Here is a 14,585-nt window from a genome sequence, read left to right on the forward strand (position 1 = left end):
CGCTCGACTTGCATGTGTTAGGCACGCCGCCAGCGTTCATCCTGAGCCAGGATCAAACTCTCAAAAATAATTTGGCTCATATGAGCTGACTTTATGGTTAATTGAATTACTATTCGTCTGCTGTTTAATTTTCAATGTTCTTTCTTGTCTTAGCGACAAGTAATACTATATCAGCTTTCTTTAAGTGAGTCAACACTTTTTTTGAAAAACTTTTTTTGGAGCGGGTGAAGGGGATCGAACCCTCGCAGCCGGCTTGGAAGGCCGGAACTCTACCACTGAGCTACACCCGCATGTTCTGTTCGTTGACCACGTATAGTAATATATCATTTTTAAAATCTATTGTCAACATGTTTTTAAAATTATTTTTCTGTTTAAACGATATATGATTTAACATTATTTTATTATTAAGTTCTATGAAAGCAGTTCATACTTTTCTTGTATCAAAATAATAAAGGCAGGTATTTTAAAATACCTGCCTTTAAAAATGAAGCCTATACTAATATACCTGCTATTGTTGCTGTTAAGAATGCAGCAACAGTACCACCTATTAAAGATTTTATTCCTAATTCAGCTAAATCTTTTCTTCTGCTTGGAGCTAATGATCCGATACCTCCTAATTGAACTGCTATAGAACCAAAGTTAGCAAATCCACATAATGCATAAGTTAATATTGTTATCGTTCTTGGAAGTAATGTTCCATCAGCTATGTGTTGAGATAATTGAGCGTAAGCAACAAACTCGTTTATAACTGTTTTTTGTCCAAGTAAAGAACCTGCCGCAACCATATCTTGAGCTGGAACACCCATAACAAATGCAAGCGGTGCAAATACATATCCTAATATATTTTCTAAAGTTAATCCTTGTATTCCTACAAGATTTCCTACTGCTTCAAATCCAGCATTTAACATAGCTATTAAAGAAACGAATGCTAAAAGCATAGCTGCAACGTTTAATGCAAGTTGTAATCCTTCTGATGCTCCTCTAGCAGCAGCATCTATTATATTTGCGTCTATCTTTTCTATTTCAAATTTAATTTCACCTTTCGTAACTGGTTCTTCTGTTTCTGGAACCATTATCTTAGAAGCTACTAATGCAGCAGGTGCAGACATTATAGAAGCAGCTAGTAAGTGTCCAGCGTTTACTCCCATTCCAACATATCCTGCCATAACTCCACCAGCAACAGTAGCCATACCTCCTACCATTACAGCTGAAAGCTCTGATCTTGTCATTTTCTCAATGTATGGTTTTATAACAAGTGGTGCTTCTGTTTGTCCTACGAATATATTAGCTGCAGCTGATAAAGATTCAGCTCCTGAAGTTCCCATAAACTTAGCCATAACTCCTGCTATGTTCTTAATTATAAACTGCATAACTCCTAAATGATATAAAACTGCCATGAACGCCGAGAAGAATATTATAGTTGGTAATACTTGGAATACAAATATAAATCCGAAGCTTCCTATATCCATTAAGTTTCCAAATAGAAACTCTGCTCCACTTCCCGCGAAACCTAGTAATTTAGTTATTAATTCTGATAATGTCTGGAATACTGCTTGACCTATCTTAGTTTTTAGAATTATTAATGCGAATATAACTTGCATTAATACTCCTATTCCTACTAGCTTAAGATCAATTTTTTTTCTGTTTTCCGATACTAAGTAACAGATTGCTAATAAGACAAATATACCTACAAAGCTAATAAATCTTTCCATCTTCTTCTCTCCTTTTGTATTTTTTATTATATTTGTGTGTTTTCATAACGTTTTCATCTCAGCTTTTATATATTATCACATTTTGTCGAAGAAAACAATTGCCTAATTAATTTTTTTTAAATTTTTTTTTACTTTTCAGTTAACGTTTGATATTTATCTACAAAATAAAATATCCATATTAGTATGGATATTTATAGTTTGATATATTCAGTTAATCTGCGATGCTAAAGTATTTTTGTATTCCTATATATATAGCCCATGCTATCTTATCCTGATAGCTTCCTGATTTTAGCAACTCCTCTTCTTTATCATTAGATAAAAATCCACATTCAATAAGAATTGATGGTATTGAATTATTTTCGAGTAGATATATATTATCTCTTGGTTTTATACTTCTCTTATTATTTTTATCTAAGACTCTTCTAAGTTCTTCTTGTATAAACTGAGCTATCTCTTTACTTTGTTTATCTGATTTTGGATAAAAAACCTGAGCTCCATAATACTTTTTTTGTGGGAAACTATTCAAGTGTATCGATATAAGTAAATCCGCTTTCGATTCCTTTATTAATGCTTTTCTGTTTCTCAAATCTTCTAAATATTTTTCTCTTATGGTTTGAGCTTTTTCATATAATCTTTCGTCTTTTTCTCTTGTTAATATAACCAGCGCTCCACTTTCTTCTAATAATGTTCTAAGTTTTAAAACTATTTGCAAATTTATATCTTTTTCAAATGTATTATTATCTCCTACAGCTCCTGTGTCTAATTCTCCATGTCCAGCATCTAGTATTATTACCTTATTTGTTACAGGCATATTTATGCTTACATTTGATGTATTATCATCTATGAACAATATAATTCCTAGTAACACAAGTACTATAAGTAATAATAGTAAATACTTTTTATTTAAAAATACTACCATCTAGCTCCCCCCAAGATAAACATTCACACACAACTGATATGGCAATATTTTTATCAGCTGTTATGAATATATGAAAAAAGACCCTGGAATATTCCAGAGTCTTTTGAATTGGATATTATCTCTTTGAGAATTGTGGAGCTCTTCTTGCTGCTTTTAAACCGTATTTCTTTCTTTCTTTCATTCTTGGGTCTCTTGTTAAGAATCCAGCTTTCTTTAAAGTAGGTCTAAGTTCTGCATCAGCTTTAAGTAAAGCTCTAGAGATACCGTGTCTTACAGCACCTGCTTGTCCTGTAAATCCGCCACCTTGTACTTTAACTATAACATCATACTTTCCAGCTGTTTCTGTAAGTACTAGAGGTTGCATAACCTCTCTTTTTAGAGTTTCATAGTTGAAGTACTCATCTAAAGATCTTCCATTTATTACTACATTTCCTTCTCCTGGGATTAATCTAACACATGCTATCGAACTTTTTCTTCTACCAGTTCCGTAATATTGAACTTTTGCCATGGGTATATCCTCCTTTCAATATAAATACCGAATTATATATCTAATACTTCTGGTTGTTGTGATTGATGAGTATGCTCAGCACCTGCAAATACTCTTAATCTTGTCATCATTCTTTTTCTTAATTTGTTTTTAGATAACATTCCATTTACTGCATGCATGATAACTTCTTCTGGCTTTTCTGCTAAAAGTCTTCTGTATGGTATTTCTACTAAGTTTCCTACATATCCAGTATGATATCTGTATAATTTTTGATCTAATTTCTTTCCAGTTAATTTAACTTTCGCTGCATTAACAACAACAACGAAGTCTCCTCCATCTACGTGTGGAGTAAAAGTAGGTTTGTGCTTTCCTCTTAATATTTTTGCAATTTCACTAGCTAAACGACCTAAAGTTTTTCCTTCAGCATCAACAATATACCATTTTCTTTGAGTCTCAGTTGGTTTTGCTATATATGATTTCATTGCTTTCCCTCCTTGCTTAAGCGTTTAAATTTATTTTTCACCGTGTATATAAAGTCCGGGGCTAGTGGACTTATCAACATACGCATTCTAATATAGTTTAATACATAGAGCCGGGTGTGTCAAGCTAATAATATACTTTTTTCAAAAACAAACCTTTAGCTGGGGCTGTGTGTCCTGCTCTATTTCTATCTTTAGATTCTATTATAGTTTTCAGGTCTTCTTTTATTCTTCCTCTTCCTATATCAATTAATGTTCCGGCTATTATTCTAACCATATTATATAAAAATCCATTTCCTTCTACTTCTATAATTATTAAATCTTCTTCTTCCTTAATACTAATATCGTATATTGTTCTTACTGTAGTTTTGACAGATGATCCACTACTCATAAATCCTACAAAGTCATGTGTTCCTATTAATTGCTTTGCTTGATCTTTTACTTTACCCATATCTAAGTCATAATTTATATTGTAAGAGAAATTTCTATATATAGGCCTTTTATATCTACTATTCAATATTACATATCTATATACTTTCTTTTTTGCAGAATATCTTGAATGAAAATCCATACAAACTTCTTGAGAAGATATTATACAGATATCTTCAGGTAATTTAGAATTTATCGCTCCTGCAAATTTTTCTGCTGGTATAGCGCTACTCGTTGTGAAGTTTGCTACTTGTCCAAGTGCATGAACTCCACTATCAGTTCTTCCTGATGATGTTAGATTAACTATTTCTCCTGTTACCTTTAAAATAGCGTTTTCTATTACTTCTTGTATAGATATACCATTCTTTTGCCTTTGCCACCCTGCATAATTTGTTCCTTCATACTCTATTGTAAGCTTTATATTTCTCATACAATCACCTGAACTTAAAATAATATTATTAAAACAAGATATGTCAAAATAGTAGCAAATGCGATATAGTCTTTTCTTGTGAATCTTATCTGTTTCATCTTGCTTCTATTTTCTCCACCTCTGTAGCATCTAGCTTCCATTGCCATAGCAAGTTCATCTGCTCTTCTAAACGCACTTATGAAAAGAGGTACTAAAAGTGGAATTAAGTTTTTTGCTCTATTTAAAATATTCTTGCTTTCAAAATCAGCTCCTCTAGCCATCTGTGCTTTCATTATCTTATCTGTTTCATCTAATAATGTAGGTATAAATCTTAATGCTATTGTCATCATCATAGCTAGTTCATGTGCAGGAACTCCTATTTTCTTAAATGGATTGAGTAATTTTTCTATTCCATCTGTAAGTTCTATAGGAGACGTAGCCAGTGTAAGTATCGACGTTCCAGTTATTAAGAAAATCAACCTAACTGCCATAAATATACCCTGTCTTAAACCTTCTTGAGATATACTTGCAGGTCCTATAGAGTAAATTATTTTTCCAGGTGTCATAAATGCATTTATTAATAGAGTAAATAATAGTATGAACATAAGAGGCCTAAGACCTTTTAAAATGTACCGTACTGGTATTTTAGATAGTTTTAGTATAGACCCTAAAAATGCAAGAACAAGTAAATAAAGATAAAAGCTTTCTATAATAAATAAAGAAGCCATAAACATAAATGTTCCTAGTATTTTAACTCTTGGATCTAACTTATGAACTGTAGAGTTTGTAGGATAATACTGACCTATGGTTATATCTTTTATCATATTTTTTTACTCCTTATATACTTTATTATCTCCTCTTTAGCTTCTTTTATAGTAATTATATCTTCTCTTATATCAAATCCTTGCTCTCTTAGTTTTTTGATAAGCTGAGATACTAAAGGAACATCTAACCCTATATTTCTAAGCTTATCACATTCCATAAACACCTTTTTAGGATGTCCTTCTATTTCTATTTTCCCCTCTGCCATTACTATTAACTTTGTAGCCACTTTTGCCATGTCTTCCATGCTATGAGATGAAAGTATTATAGTTAAATCTTGTTTCTCGTGTAACTTTTTGATTTGCATCAGTATCTCATCTCTACCTTTAGGATCAAGTCCTGCTGTTGGCTCATCTAGTACTAATATTTTAGGTTTCATAGCTAATACTCCAGCTATAGCAACTCTTCTTTTTTGTCCACCAGAAAGTTCAAAGGGAGATCTATCTTTTATATCTTCATAATCTAATCCGACTAGTTTTATAGATTCTATTACCCTTTTTTTAATTTCATCTTCATCTAGCCCTAAGTTAGAAGGACCAAAAGCTACATCTTTATATACAGTTTCTTCAAATAACTGATATTCAGGGTATTGAAATACAACTCCTACTTTTTTTCTAATATCTACTAAACTTATATTACTATCTGTTATATCTATGTTATCAATAAATATTTTTCCGCTAGTAGGTTTTAGTAGTCCATTTAGATGTTGTATCAATGTCGATTTTCCTGAACCTGTGTGCCCTATAAGTCCAACTAGTTCTCCACTTTTTATTTCAAGATTAACATTGTCTAATGCTAAACTCTCAAATGGACTGTTAGGGTTGTATATATGCCTTAGATTTTCTATTAATATTGACATAAGCTCATCACCATCTCATCCACACTTAATATGTCTTCTTTTATTTTCAGTCCAGATTTTCTAAGTTCATACGCAAGCTCTGTCATATATGGAACATCTAATCTTAGTTTTTTTAATTTATCTACCTGAGTAAATACATCTTTTGGCTTTCCCTCAAGTACTATTTTTCCTTTCTCCATTACTATTATTCTATCTGCATCTATTGCTTCTTCCATAAAGTGAGTTATATGAACTATTGTTATATTTTCTTCCTTGTTAAGCTTCTTTATTGTATTTATTACTTCTTTTCTTCCACTAGGATCTAGCATAGCTGTTGGTTCATCTAGTATTATGCAGTCTGGTTTCATAGCTATAATTCCAGCTATTGCTACTCTTTGTTTCTGACCTCCTGATAGTAAATGAGGTGCCTTGTTTCTAAATTCGTACATATTAACAGACTTTAATGAAGTTTCTACTCTCTTTTTTATTTCATCAGGATTTATACCTAGATTCTCTGGTCCAAATGCTACATCTTCTTCTACCACTGTTCCTACTATTTGGTTATCTGGATTTTGAAATATCATTCCAGCGTTTTGTCTTATTTGCCATATCTTATCTTCGTCTTTCGTATTCATTCCAGCTACTATAACGTTTCCATGCACTGGCTTTAGTATTGCATTCAAGTGCTTAGATAGTGTAGACTTTCCAGATCCATTATGTCCTATTATAACGACGAATTCACCTTTTTTTATGTCTAGATTTACTCCATCTAATGCTTTTAGATTTGTTTCTTCTTGCAAATATTCGTATACAACATCTTCTACTTTTATTATATTGTCCATAAAAATACCTCTCTTAATCTATTTGTAAGGTGATTACTACAATATTATATAAAAACAGAAGCATTTTTGAAAGTGAAAATGTATAAGTAAAAAGGGAACTAAGCTATTCGCCTAATTCCCCGTAAGTTTTATACTAATTCAATTATAGACATTTCTGCTCCGTCACCTTTTCTAGGTCCAACTTTAAGGATTCTAGTGTATCCACCATTTCTCTCTGTGTATTTAGGAGCTATTTCTTCGAATAATCTAGTAACAACACTTTCATCTAATACATATGCTAAAACTTGACGTCTAGCGTGAAGATCTCCTCTTTTACCTAGAGTTATCATCTTCTCAGCCATTCTACGAGTTTCTTTAGCTCTTGTTGTAGTAGTTTCTATTCTACCGCTTCTTAGTAAGTCTGTAACTAAGTTTCTAAGCATCATATTTCTATGAGCAGTTACACGACCAAGTTTACGATATACAGCCATGCCTATCCCTCCTTTTCTGCTTCCTATTCTTCAGATGGCTTAAGATCTAAGCCTAATTCTTCTAATTTCTGAATAACTTCTTCTAGGGATTTTTTACCAAGATTTCTTACTTTCATCATCTCTTCTTCACTTTTGCTGCTCAATTCTTCAACTGTATTTATACCCGCTCTTTTTAAACAGTTGTAAGATCTAACAGAAAGATCAAGTTCTTCAATAGTCATTTCTAGAACTTTTTCTTTTTTGTCTTCTTCTTTTTCAACCATAATTTCTACATTGCTTACATGCTCTGTAAGGTTTATGAATAAGTTAAGATGTTCAACTAAAATCTTAGCTCCTAGAGATATTCCTTCTTGAGGATTAACGCTTCCATTTGTCCAAACTTCAAATATTAGCTTATCATAGTCAGTTACTTGCCCTACTCTTGTATTTTCGATTTTGTAACTAACTTTCTCTACAGGAGTGTATATTGAATCAACTGGTATTACCCCTATAGGCATATCATAAGATTTATTATTTTCAGCTGAAACGTAGCCTCTTCCCTCATCAATGTTTATCTCCATGTACACTTTAGCATCTTTATCTAAAGTTGCAATGTGTAAATCTTTGCTTAGTATTTCAACATCAGGTGGGCATAATATGTCTTTTCCTGTTATTACACCTTCACCTTGAGCTTCTATTTTAAGGGTTCTAGGACCTTCTCCATCTATCTTAGCTGATAGTTCTTTTAAAGAAAGTATTATTTCTGTAACATCTTCCTTTACTCCTGGTATAGTTGAGAATTCATGTAAAATTCCATCTATTTTTATAGATTTAACAGCTACACCTGGAAGAGAAGATAATAAAACTCTTCTTAAAGCATTCCCTAAAGTTATTCCATAGCCTCTTTCTAGAGGCTCTATAACAAACTTTCCATATTTGTTGTCTTCGCTTATTTCCAAAATTTCTATTTTCGGCTTTTCTATTTCGATCATTAATAAAACCCTCCTTAAAGTTTATTAATGCACTGAGGGCAACTAATTCTATGACAAAACTAGGTCTATTATTTAGAGTAAAGCTCTACTATTTGATGCTCTTCTATGTGAAGATCTATGTCTTCTCTTGTTGGAAGTGCAACTATTTTACCTGTCATATTTTCTAGGTTCATTTCTATCCATCTTGGTGATGTTTTGCTAGTGTCTTCAGCTAACCCTTTGAATTTAGTTGAAGATTTTGATCTATCTTTAACTGTTATAACATCTCCTAGGTTAACTATTAAAGATGGTATATCTACTTTCTTTCCATTTAAAGTGAAGTGACCATGTGTAACTAATTGTCTAGCTTCTTTTCTTGAAGAAGCAAGTCCCATTCTGTAAACAACATTGTCTAATCTTCTCTCTAATAAGCTAAGTAAGTTTTCACCTGTTATTCCTTGCATTTTCTCTGCTTTTTCATAAAGGTTTCTGAATTGAGTTTCTAAAACTCCGTATATTCTCTTAACTTTTTGTTTCTCTCTTAACTGAGTACCATAGTTAGATAATTTTTTTCTATTTTGTCCGTGTTGTCCAGGAGCATAGTTTCTTTTGTTTACAGCACATTTGTCTGTATAGCATCTATCTCCTTTAAGGAATAATTTCATTCCTTCTCTACGGCAAAGTCTACATACTGCACCTGTATATCTTGCCATGCTTCAATACACCTCCTACTGTTAAATTACACTCTTCTTCTCTTTGGTGGTCTACAACCATTGTGTGGCACTGGAGTAACATCTTTTATTGTAGTAACTTCAAGTCCTGCCACTTGAAGCGATCTTATAGCTGCTTCACGACCTGAACCTGGTCCTTTAACAAAAACTTCTACAGTTTTTAATCCATGCTCCATAGCAGCTTTTGCAGAAGTCTCAGATGCAACTTGTGCTGCAAATGGAGTAGACTTTCTTGAACCTTTAAATCCTAACTGTCCAGCACTTGCCCAAGAAATTGCATTACCTTGAACATCAGTTATAGTAACTATAGTGTTGTTGAATGTTGATTGAATGTGAACATGACCACGTTCTATATTTTTACGCTCTCTTCTTTTAACACGAGTTGCTTTATTTTTAGGTTTAGCCATTTATCTTCCCTCCTTACTTAGAAACTATTTTTTCTTCTTACGAGATACAGTCTTTCTTGGTCCTTTTCTAGTTCTAGCGTTAGTCTTAGTTCTTTGACCTCTTAGTGGAAGTCCTCTCATGTGACGAATTCCTCTGTAGCACTTGATATCTCTTAGTCTTTTTATGTTTAGAGATATTTCTCTTCTAAGATCTCCCTCTACTAAGTACTCAGCATCTATTGCTTTTCTTAAAGCATTTACTTCATCTTCTGTTAAATCCTTTATTCTTATGTCAGGATTTATGTTTACTTTCTTTAATATTTCTTGAGAAGTACTTTTACCTATACCAAATATATAAGTTAAGCCTATTACTACTCTTTTGTCTCTTGGTAAATCTACTCCGGCTATTCTTGCCATGCTTTTACACCTCCTAAACTGTAAGTTAACAAAAGCTTTTAAAAAGTTATATAATTAAATTCCGAAGGCTTAGTTTTTTTTAATTTTAAGCTCTCTATTTTACCACAATTTAATATTATAATATATTAAACATTAAATTACTAGCCCTATATTAGCCTTGCTTTTGTTTGTGCTTTGGATTTTCGCAAATAACCATTACTTTTCCTTTTCTTTTGATTATTTTGCACTTTTCACATATGGGCTTCACAGATGGTCTAACTTTCATTAATATCCCTCCTTAGACTACTTTTTGCGCCAAGTAATCCTTCCTCTTGCTAAATCATATGGTGAAAGTTCAACATTTACTTTGTCACCTTCAAGTATTCTAATAAAATTCATTCTAAGTTTTCCTGATATATGACACAATATCTCATGTCCATTTTCAAGTTTAACTTTAAACATAGCATTTGGTAGAGCTTCTACAACCGTACCTTCTAGCTCTATAACATCTTTTTTGGCCATTAACTAACCAAACCTCCAATCTGCAAATCAAGTCTAAAGACTTAATCGCTTCAGCTCACTTCTTAAAAAAGCATTGTTAATCTTCTCATTTTCTGAAATTGCATCTTTAAGATCTTGTGATATCTTTTTTAATTTGATCAAGTGTTTTATTTTCTTTAGCTTAGGATTTTCTAGTTTTCTTAAATCTCCATCTGCAACAAGAACATATTCTTCATTTACTATCTTGAGTACAAAGAAAGGCCTTCCTTTGTCTCTTCCAGCTTTAGATACAACTACTTGACCTATATTTATATCGTTAGTATCCACTAATTTCACCTCTTTGCTACTGGGTTAAGGAGCCGTTAATATCAAAGGCTCATCTCCAGTTATAGCTATGGTATGCTCATAATGAGCTGACTTTCTACCATCTACTGTAACAGAGGTCCATCCATCTTTTAGTATTTTTACATGGTATGATCCAGCATTAACCATTGGTTCTATGGCTAAAACCATTCCTTCTTGAAGTCTTGGTCCTTTGCCTTTTGGTCCATAATTAGGTATCTGAGGATCTTCATGGAGATTTGATCCAATTCCGTGTCCTACAAAGTCTCTAACTATAGAAAATCCGTTTTTTTCCACGTGGTTTTGTATAGCATTAGATATATCAGATAATCTATATCCTAGCCTTGCAAATTTTATTCCCTCATAAAAGCTATCGCGAGTCACTTCTATAAGTTTTCTATCTTCTTCAGATATTATTCCAACCCCATAGGTTTTTGCTGAATCACCATGATATCCTTTGTAAAAAGCTCCTACATCAATACTTACTATATCTCCTTCTTTAAGTACTCTAGTTCCTGGTATTCCATGAACAACTTCTTCATTTATTGAAGCACATATAGATCCTGGATATCCACTATATCCCTTAAAAGAAGGTTCAGCATTGTATTTTCTTATAGTGCTTTCTGCTATTTCATCTAGTTCTTTTGTTGTAATCCCTGGTCTTATAAACTCTTTTAATACTTCATGAGTTTTTGCCACTATCTGACCTGCTTCTCTCATTAACTGAATTTCGCTAGCAGATTTTATTATTATCATTATTCTACACTTCCTAAGGCATCAACAATGTCATCAAAAACCTTATCTATTGATTGTTCTCCATTTACATTAAGAAGTATACCTTTTTCACAGTAATATTCTGCTAAAGGTTTAGTTTCATTTAAGTAAACTTGAATTCTCTTAGATACTGTTTCCTCGTTGTCATCTGCTCTTTGATATAATTCTCCTCCGCAAACGTCACATTTGTTTTCAGCTTTTGAAGGGTTGAACTCTATATGGAATGTAGCTCCACAATCTTTACAGATTCTTCTTCCTACCGCTCTACTTATAAGTATATCCGTATCTACTTCTATATTGATAACTTTGTCTAGACTCATATTCATTCCATCTAGTACTGAATCTAAGGCTTTAGCTTGAACTACAGTTCTTGGAAATCCATCTAGTAAAAATCCGGCTTTGCAGTCTTCTTCAATAAGTCTTGATTTAACTATTTCAACAACAAGCTCATCCGGAACTAGTAGCCCTTTATCCATATATTCCTTGGCTTTTCTTCCAAGTTCAGTTCCTTCTTTAATATTCTTTCTAAATATATCTCCTGTAGATATATGAGGTACTTTGTACTTCTCAACTATTCCTGAAGCTTGTGTTCCTTTTCCAGCTCCAGGAGGTCCGAGTAATATAAGTCTCATTTGATCATCTCCTGGGGTTAAGTTTTTTATTTTAAGAAACCTTGGTAATGTCTAGTAAGCATTTTTGCTTCTATTTGCTTCATCGTCTCTAGTGCAACACCTACTACTATAAGTAGCGCTGTTCCTCCTAAACTGAATGGAATAGTAGTGAACCTAAATACTAGCATCGGTAATACAGCAATCAAAGCTAAGAATAAAGCTCCTGCTAGAGTTAATCTTGTAAGAACTCTATTTAAATAGTCTTCTGTCGGCTTTCCTGGTCTTATTCCAGGAATAAATCCTCCATTATTTTTCATGCTATCCGCTATCTCACTTGTATTAAATGTAATTGCAGTGTAAAAGTAAGCGAAGAATATTATTAATATCGCTTCTAATGTAATGTATATCCAAAATCCAGGATTTCCTGATGGCGACAACCACTTGTTGACAAAGTTTTCATAACCACCTTTGAAGAAAAACGACAATGTTTGAGGGAATACTAGCATAGATGAGGCGAATATTACAGGTATAACTCCTGCTTGATTAACCTTCATTGGTATATGAGTACTTTGACCTCCATACATTTTTCTTCCTACAACTCTCTTAGCATACTGAACAGATATCTTTCTAGTAGCCTGAGTTATAGCTATTACAGAAACTATTATAGCTATTCCTATAATAGCAAATACTATTAGTTGTATTACGTTTAATTGACCCTCTCTTAAAAGTCTGTACGTATTAATTACTGCTCCTGGTAGTCTGGATATAATCCCTACAAATATTATCAATGAGATTCCATTACCTATGCCTTTTTCAGTGATTTGCTCACCTAACCACATCAAGAATGCCGTACCTGCAGTTAAGGTTGAAACTACAACTATTACAGAAAAAGCATCTTTAGATATTAAAGCATTACTAAATAATCCTACACTTATAGCTGTAGACTGAAGAAGTGCAAGAGCAATAGTCACAAATCTTGTATAAGAAGTGATTTTCTTTCTTCCATCTTCTCCTGACTTAGATAGTTCCTCTAGGCTTGGAATTGCAATAGTTAAAAGCTGTATAACAATAGATGCAGTAATATATGGTGTTATACTAAGTGCAAATATTGTAAAGTTGCTAAATGCTCCACCAGCAAACATATCATAGAAGGAAAGAAGACCTGCTTGGTCTACTACCTTCTTTATGATACTTATATCAATTCCAGGTACAGGTATAGACGATCCTACTCTAAATACTACAAGCATAAGCAAAGTATACAAAACCCTTTTCTTTAAATCAGGAATTTTCCAAGCGTTTCTTAAGGTAGTTAGCACCTTAGATCACCTCTGCCTTTCCTCCAGCAGCTTCTATTTTATCAGTAGCTGATTGAGTAAACTTATGAGCTTTTATATTTAACTTTCTCTCTAAGTTACCTTCACCTAATATCTTAACTCCATCTTTCTCAATCTTTCTTATGATTCCCATATCTCTTAAGATTTCTGGAGTTACCTCAGCACCATCTTCAAATATGTTTAATTTTTCAACGTTCACTAATGAATAAACTTTCTTGAATGGATTGTTGAATCCTCTCTTAGGAAGTCTTCTGTATAAAGGCATTTGTCCACCTTCAAATCCTGGTCTTACTCCACCACCTGAACGAGCTCCTTGTCCTTTTTGTCCACGTCCTGAAGTTTTACCTTGACCAGTTGCAGTACCTCTTCCTAGTCTTTTTCTTTCTTGAACAGCACCTTCGGCAGGTCTTAATTCATGTAACTTCATGAGTACACCTCCTTATCCTATGAAATTAACCTTCTATTACTTCTACTAAGTGACTTACTTTGTTGATCATACCTCTTATTTGAGGATTGTCTGGTTTCTCCACTACTTGTTCTCTCTTTTTAAGACCAAGAGCTTCTATAGTTTTTCTTTGATTAGGATTAGTTCCTATTACGCTTCTTACAAGCTTTATCTTTAAATTAGCCATTATATTCCCTCCTAACCTAGAAGATCTTCTACCTTTCTACCTCTAAGTTTAGCTATTTGCTCAGCAGTTCTTAGATTTTTTAGACCTTCCATAGTAGCATTTACCATGTTTCTTGAGTTGTTAGTTCCAAGAGACTTAGCTCTAACGTCTTTTAATCCAGCTAATTCAAGTACTGAACGAACAGGACCTCCTGCGATAACCCCTGTACCTTCTTGAGCTGGCATTATTAAAATGTTACCCGCACCGAACTGACCTTTTACTTGATGAGGAATTGTTGTTCCAACCATTGGTACGTATATTAAGTTTTTCTTTGCATCTTCAACAGCTTTTTTTATTGCATCTGGTACTTCCATAGCTTTACCAGTACCTATTCCAACATGTCCGTTTTCATCTCCAACAACTACTAAAGCTGAAAATCTAAATGTTCTACCGCCTTTAACAACTTTAGTAACACGTCTTATCTCAACAACTTTTTCTTTTAGGTCAAGTTGTCTTGCATCTATAGGCTTACGAAGCATTTA

At 33.1% G+C, this 14,585-nt stretch carries 22 protein-coding genes, 1 tRNA gene and 1 rRNA gene; all 24 read right to left on the reverse strand.

Features of this window, described 5'->3' with window-relative positions:
• A 16S ribosomal RNA gene (locus tag CLOTH_RS09025) occupies positions 1-68 on the reverse strand; the annotation flags it as partial.
• Positions 69-216: 148 nt separating this feature from the next.
• A tRNA-Gly gene (locus tag CLOTH_RS09030) sits at positions 217-290 on the reverse strand.
• A 201-nt stretch (positions 291-491) separates the two neighbouring features.
• The gene (locus CLOTH_RS09035) at positions 492-1,712 is read right to left on the reverse strand and encodes a NupC/NupG family nucleoside CNT transporter (protein WP_079413294.1); all 1,221 of its coding nucleotides are present in this window, start codon (positions 1,710-1,712) and stop codon (positions 492-494) included.
• 211 nt (positions 1,713-1,923) lie between these two features.
• Positions 1,924-2,631 carry an N-acetylmuramoyl-L-alanine amidase CwlD gene (gene cwlD, locus CLOTH_RS09040; protein ID WP_079413296.1) on the reverse strand — a complete coding sequence of 236 codons (708 nt, stop codon included), beginning with the start codon at positions 2,629-2,631 and terminating at the stop codon, positions 1,924-1,926.
• Between the two features lie 115 nt (positions 2,632-2,746).
• A complete protein-coding gene (gene rpsI, locus CLOTH_RS09045) occupies positions 2,747-3,139 on the reverse strand; it encodes a 30S ribosomal protein S9 (RefSeq protein WP_079413298.1) in 393 nt (130 codons plus the stop codon).
• A 32-nt stretch (positions 3,140-3,171) separates the two neighbouring features.
• A complete protein-coding gene (gene rplM / locus CLOTH_RS09050; protein WP_079413300.1) occupies positions 3,172-3,600 on the reverse strand; it encodes a 50S ribosomal protein L13 in 429 nt (142 codons plus the stop codon).
• A gap of 124 nt (positions 3,601-3,724) precedes the next feature.
• Positions 3,725-4,456 carry a tRNA pseudouridine(38-40) synthase TruA gene (truA, locus tag CLOTH_RS09055; RefSeq protein ID WP_079413302.1) on the reverse strand — a complete coding sequence of 244 codons (732 nt, stop codon included), beginning with the start codon at positions 4,454-4,456 and terminating at the stop codon, positions 3,725-3,727.
• A gap of 14 nt (positions 4,457-4,470) precedes the next feature.
• A complete protein-coding gene (locus CLOTH_RS09060) occupies positions 4,471-5,259 on the reverse strand; it encodes an energy-coupling factor transporter transmembrane component T family protein (protein WP_079413304.1) in 789 nt (262 codons plus the stop codon).
• Complete coding sequence (locus CLOTH_RS09065) at positions 5,256-6,116, reverse strand: energy-coupling factor transporter ATPase (protein ID WP_079413307.1); 861 nt, start codon at positions 6,114-6,116, stop codon at positions 5,256-5,258. The genes CLOTH_RS09060 and CLOTH_RS09065 overlap by 4 nt, the downstream gene beginning before the upstream one ends.
• Positions 6,104-6,937 (reverse strand): energy-coupling factor transporter ATPase, encoded by an 834-nt coding sequence (locus tag CLOTH_RS09070; protein WP_079413309.1) that lies wholly within the window; start codon positions 6,935-6,937, stop codon positions 6,104-6,106. The genes CLOTH_RS09065 and CLOTH_RS09070 overlap by 13 nt, the downstream gene beginning before the upstream one ends.
• 128 nt (positions 6,938-7,065) lie before the next feature.
• Positions 7,066-7,407: a 50S ribosomal protein L17 gene (gene rplQ / locus CLOTH_RS09075; RefSeq protein ID WP_079413311.1), complete on the reverse strand. Its 342-nt coding sequence runs from the start codon at positions 7,405-7,407 to the stop codon at positions 7,066-7,068.
• A 23-nt stretch (positions 7,408-7,430) separates the two neighbouring features.
• Positions 7,431-8,378, reverse strand: a complete 948-nt coding sequence (locus CLOTH_RS09080) for a DNA-directed RNA polymerase subunit alpha (protein WP_079413313.1) — start codon at positions 8,376-8,378, stop codon at positions 7,431-7,433.
• Between the two features lie 68 nt (positions 8,379-8,446).
• A complete protein-coding gene (rpsD, locus tag CLOTH_RS09085; protein WP_079413315.1) occupies positions 8,447-9,070 on the reverse strand; it encodes a 30S ribosomal protein S4 in 624 nt (207 codons plus the stop codon).
• Positions 9,071-9,096: 26 nt separating this feature from the next.
• Entirely contained in the window at positions 9,097-9,495 is a 399-nt protein-coding gene (rpsK, locus tag CLOTH_RS09090) for a 30S ribosomal protein S11 (protein WP_079413317.1), read from the reverse strand.
• A 24-nt stretch (positions 9,496-9,519) separates the two neighbouring features.
• A complete protein-coding gene (gene rpsM, locus CLOTH_RS09095) occupies positions 9,520-9,891 on the reverse strand; it encodes a 30S ribosomal protein S13 (RefSeq protein ID WP_079413319.1) in 372 nt (123 codons plus the stop codon).
• Positions 9,892-10,042: 151 nt separating this feature from the next.
• Positions 10,043-10,156 (reverse strand): 50S ribosomal protein L36, encoded by a 114-nt coding sequence (gene rpmJ, locus CLOTH_RS09100; RefSeq protein WP_008516283.1) that lies wholly within the window; start codon positions 10,154-10,156, stop codon positions 10,043-10,045.
• A gap of 17 nt (positions 10,157-10,173) precedes the next feature.
• Positions 10,174-10,392 carry a translation initiation factor IF-1 gene (gene infA, locus CLOTH_RS09105; protein WP_066067404.1) on the reverse strand — a complete coding sequence of 73 codons (219 nt, stop codon included), beginning with the start codon at positions 10,390-10,392 and terminating at the stop codon, positions 10,174-10,176.
• A 33-nt stretch (positions 10,393-10,425) separates the two neighbouring features.
• Positions 10,426-10,698 carry a KOW domain-containing RNA-binding protein gene (locus CLOTH_RS09110; RefSeq protein WP_079413321.1) on the reverse strand — a complete coding sequence of 91 codons (273 nt, stop codon included), beginning with the start codon at positions 10,696-10,698 and terminating at the stop codon, positions 10,426-10,428.
• 24 nt (positions 10,699-10,722) lie between these two features.
• A complete protein-coding gene (gene map, locus CLOTH_RS09115; protein WP_079413323.1) occupies positions 10,723-11,469 on the reverse strand; it encodes a type I methionyl aminopeptidase in 747 nt (248 codons plus the stop codon).
• Entirely contained in the window at positions 11,469-12,119 is a 651-nt protein-coding gene (locus CLOTH_RS09120; RefSeq protein WP_079413325.1) for an adenylate kinase, read from the reverse strand. The genes map and CLOTH_RS09120 overlap by 1 nt, the downstream gene beginning before the upstream one ends.
• Before the next feature lie 26 nt (positions 12,120-12,145).
• Positions 12,146-13,414, reverse strand: a complete 1,269-nt coding sequence (gene secY / locus CLOTH_RS09125; protein WP_079413327.1) for a preprotein translocase subunit SecY — start codon at positions 13,412-13,414, stop codon at positions 12,146-12,148.
• 1 nt (position 13,415) lies between these two features.
• On the reverse strand, positions 13,416-13,859 hold the full coding sequence (gene rplO, locus CLOTH_RS09130; protein WP_079413329.1) for a 50S ribosomal protein L15: 444 nt from the start codon (positions 13,857-13,859) through the stop codon (positions 13,416-13,418).
• Between the two features lie 25 nt (positions 13,860-13,884).
• Entirely contained in the window at positions 13,885-14,064 is a 180-nt protein-coding gene (gene rpmD / locus CLOTH_RS09135; RefSeq protein ID WP_079413330.1) for a 50S ribosomal protein L30, read from the reverse strand.
• A gap of 11 nt (positions 14,065-14,075) precedes the next feature.
• A complete protein-coding gene (gene rpsE, locus CLOTH_RS09140) occupies positions 14,076-14,582 on the reverse strand; it encodes a 30S ribosomal protein S5 (RefSeq protein WP_079413331.1) in 507 nt (168 codons plus the stop codon).
• Between the last annotated feature and the right edge of the window lie 3 nt (positions 14,583-14,585).

The sequence above is a fragment of the Alkalithermobacter paradoxus genome (assembly GCA_002029295.1).
GTDB lineage: Bacteria > Bacillota > Clostridia > Peptostreptococcales > Peptostreptococcaceae > Alkalithermobacter > Alkalithermobacter paradoxus.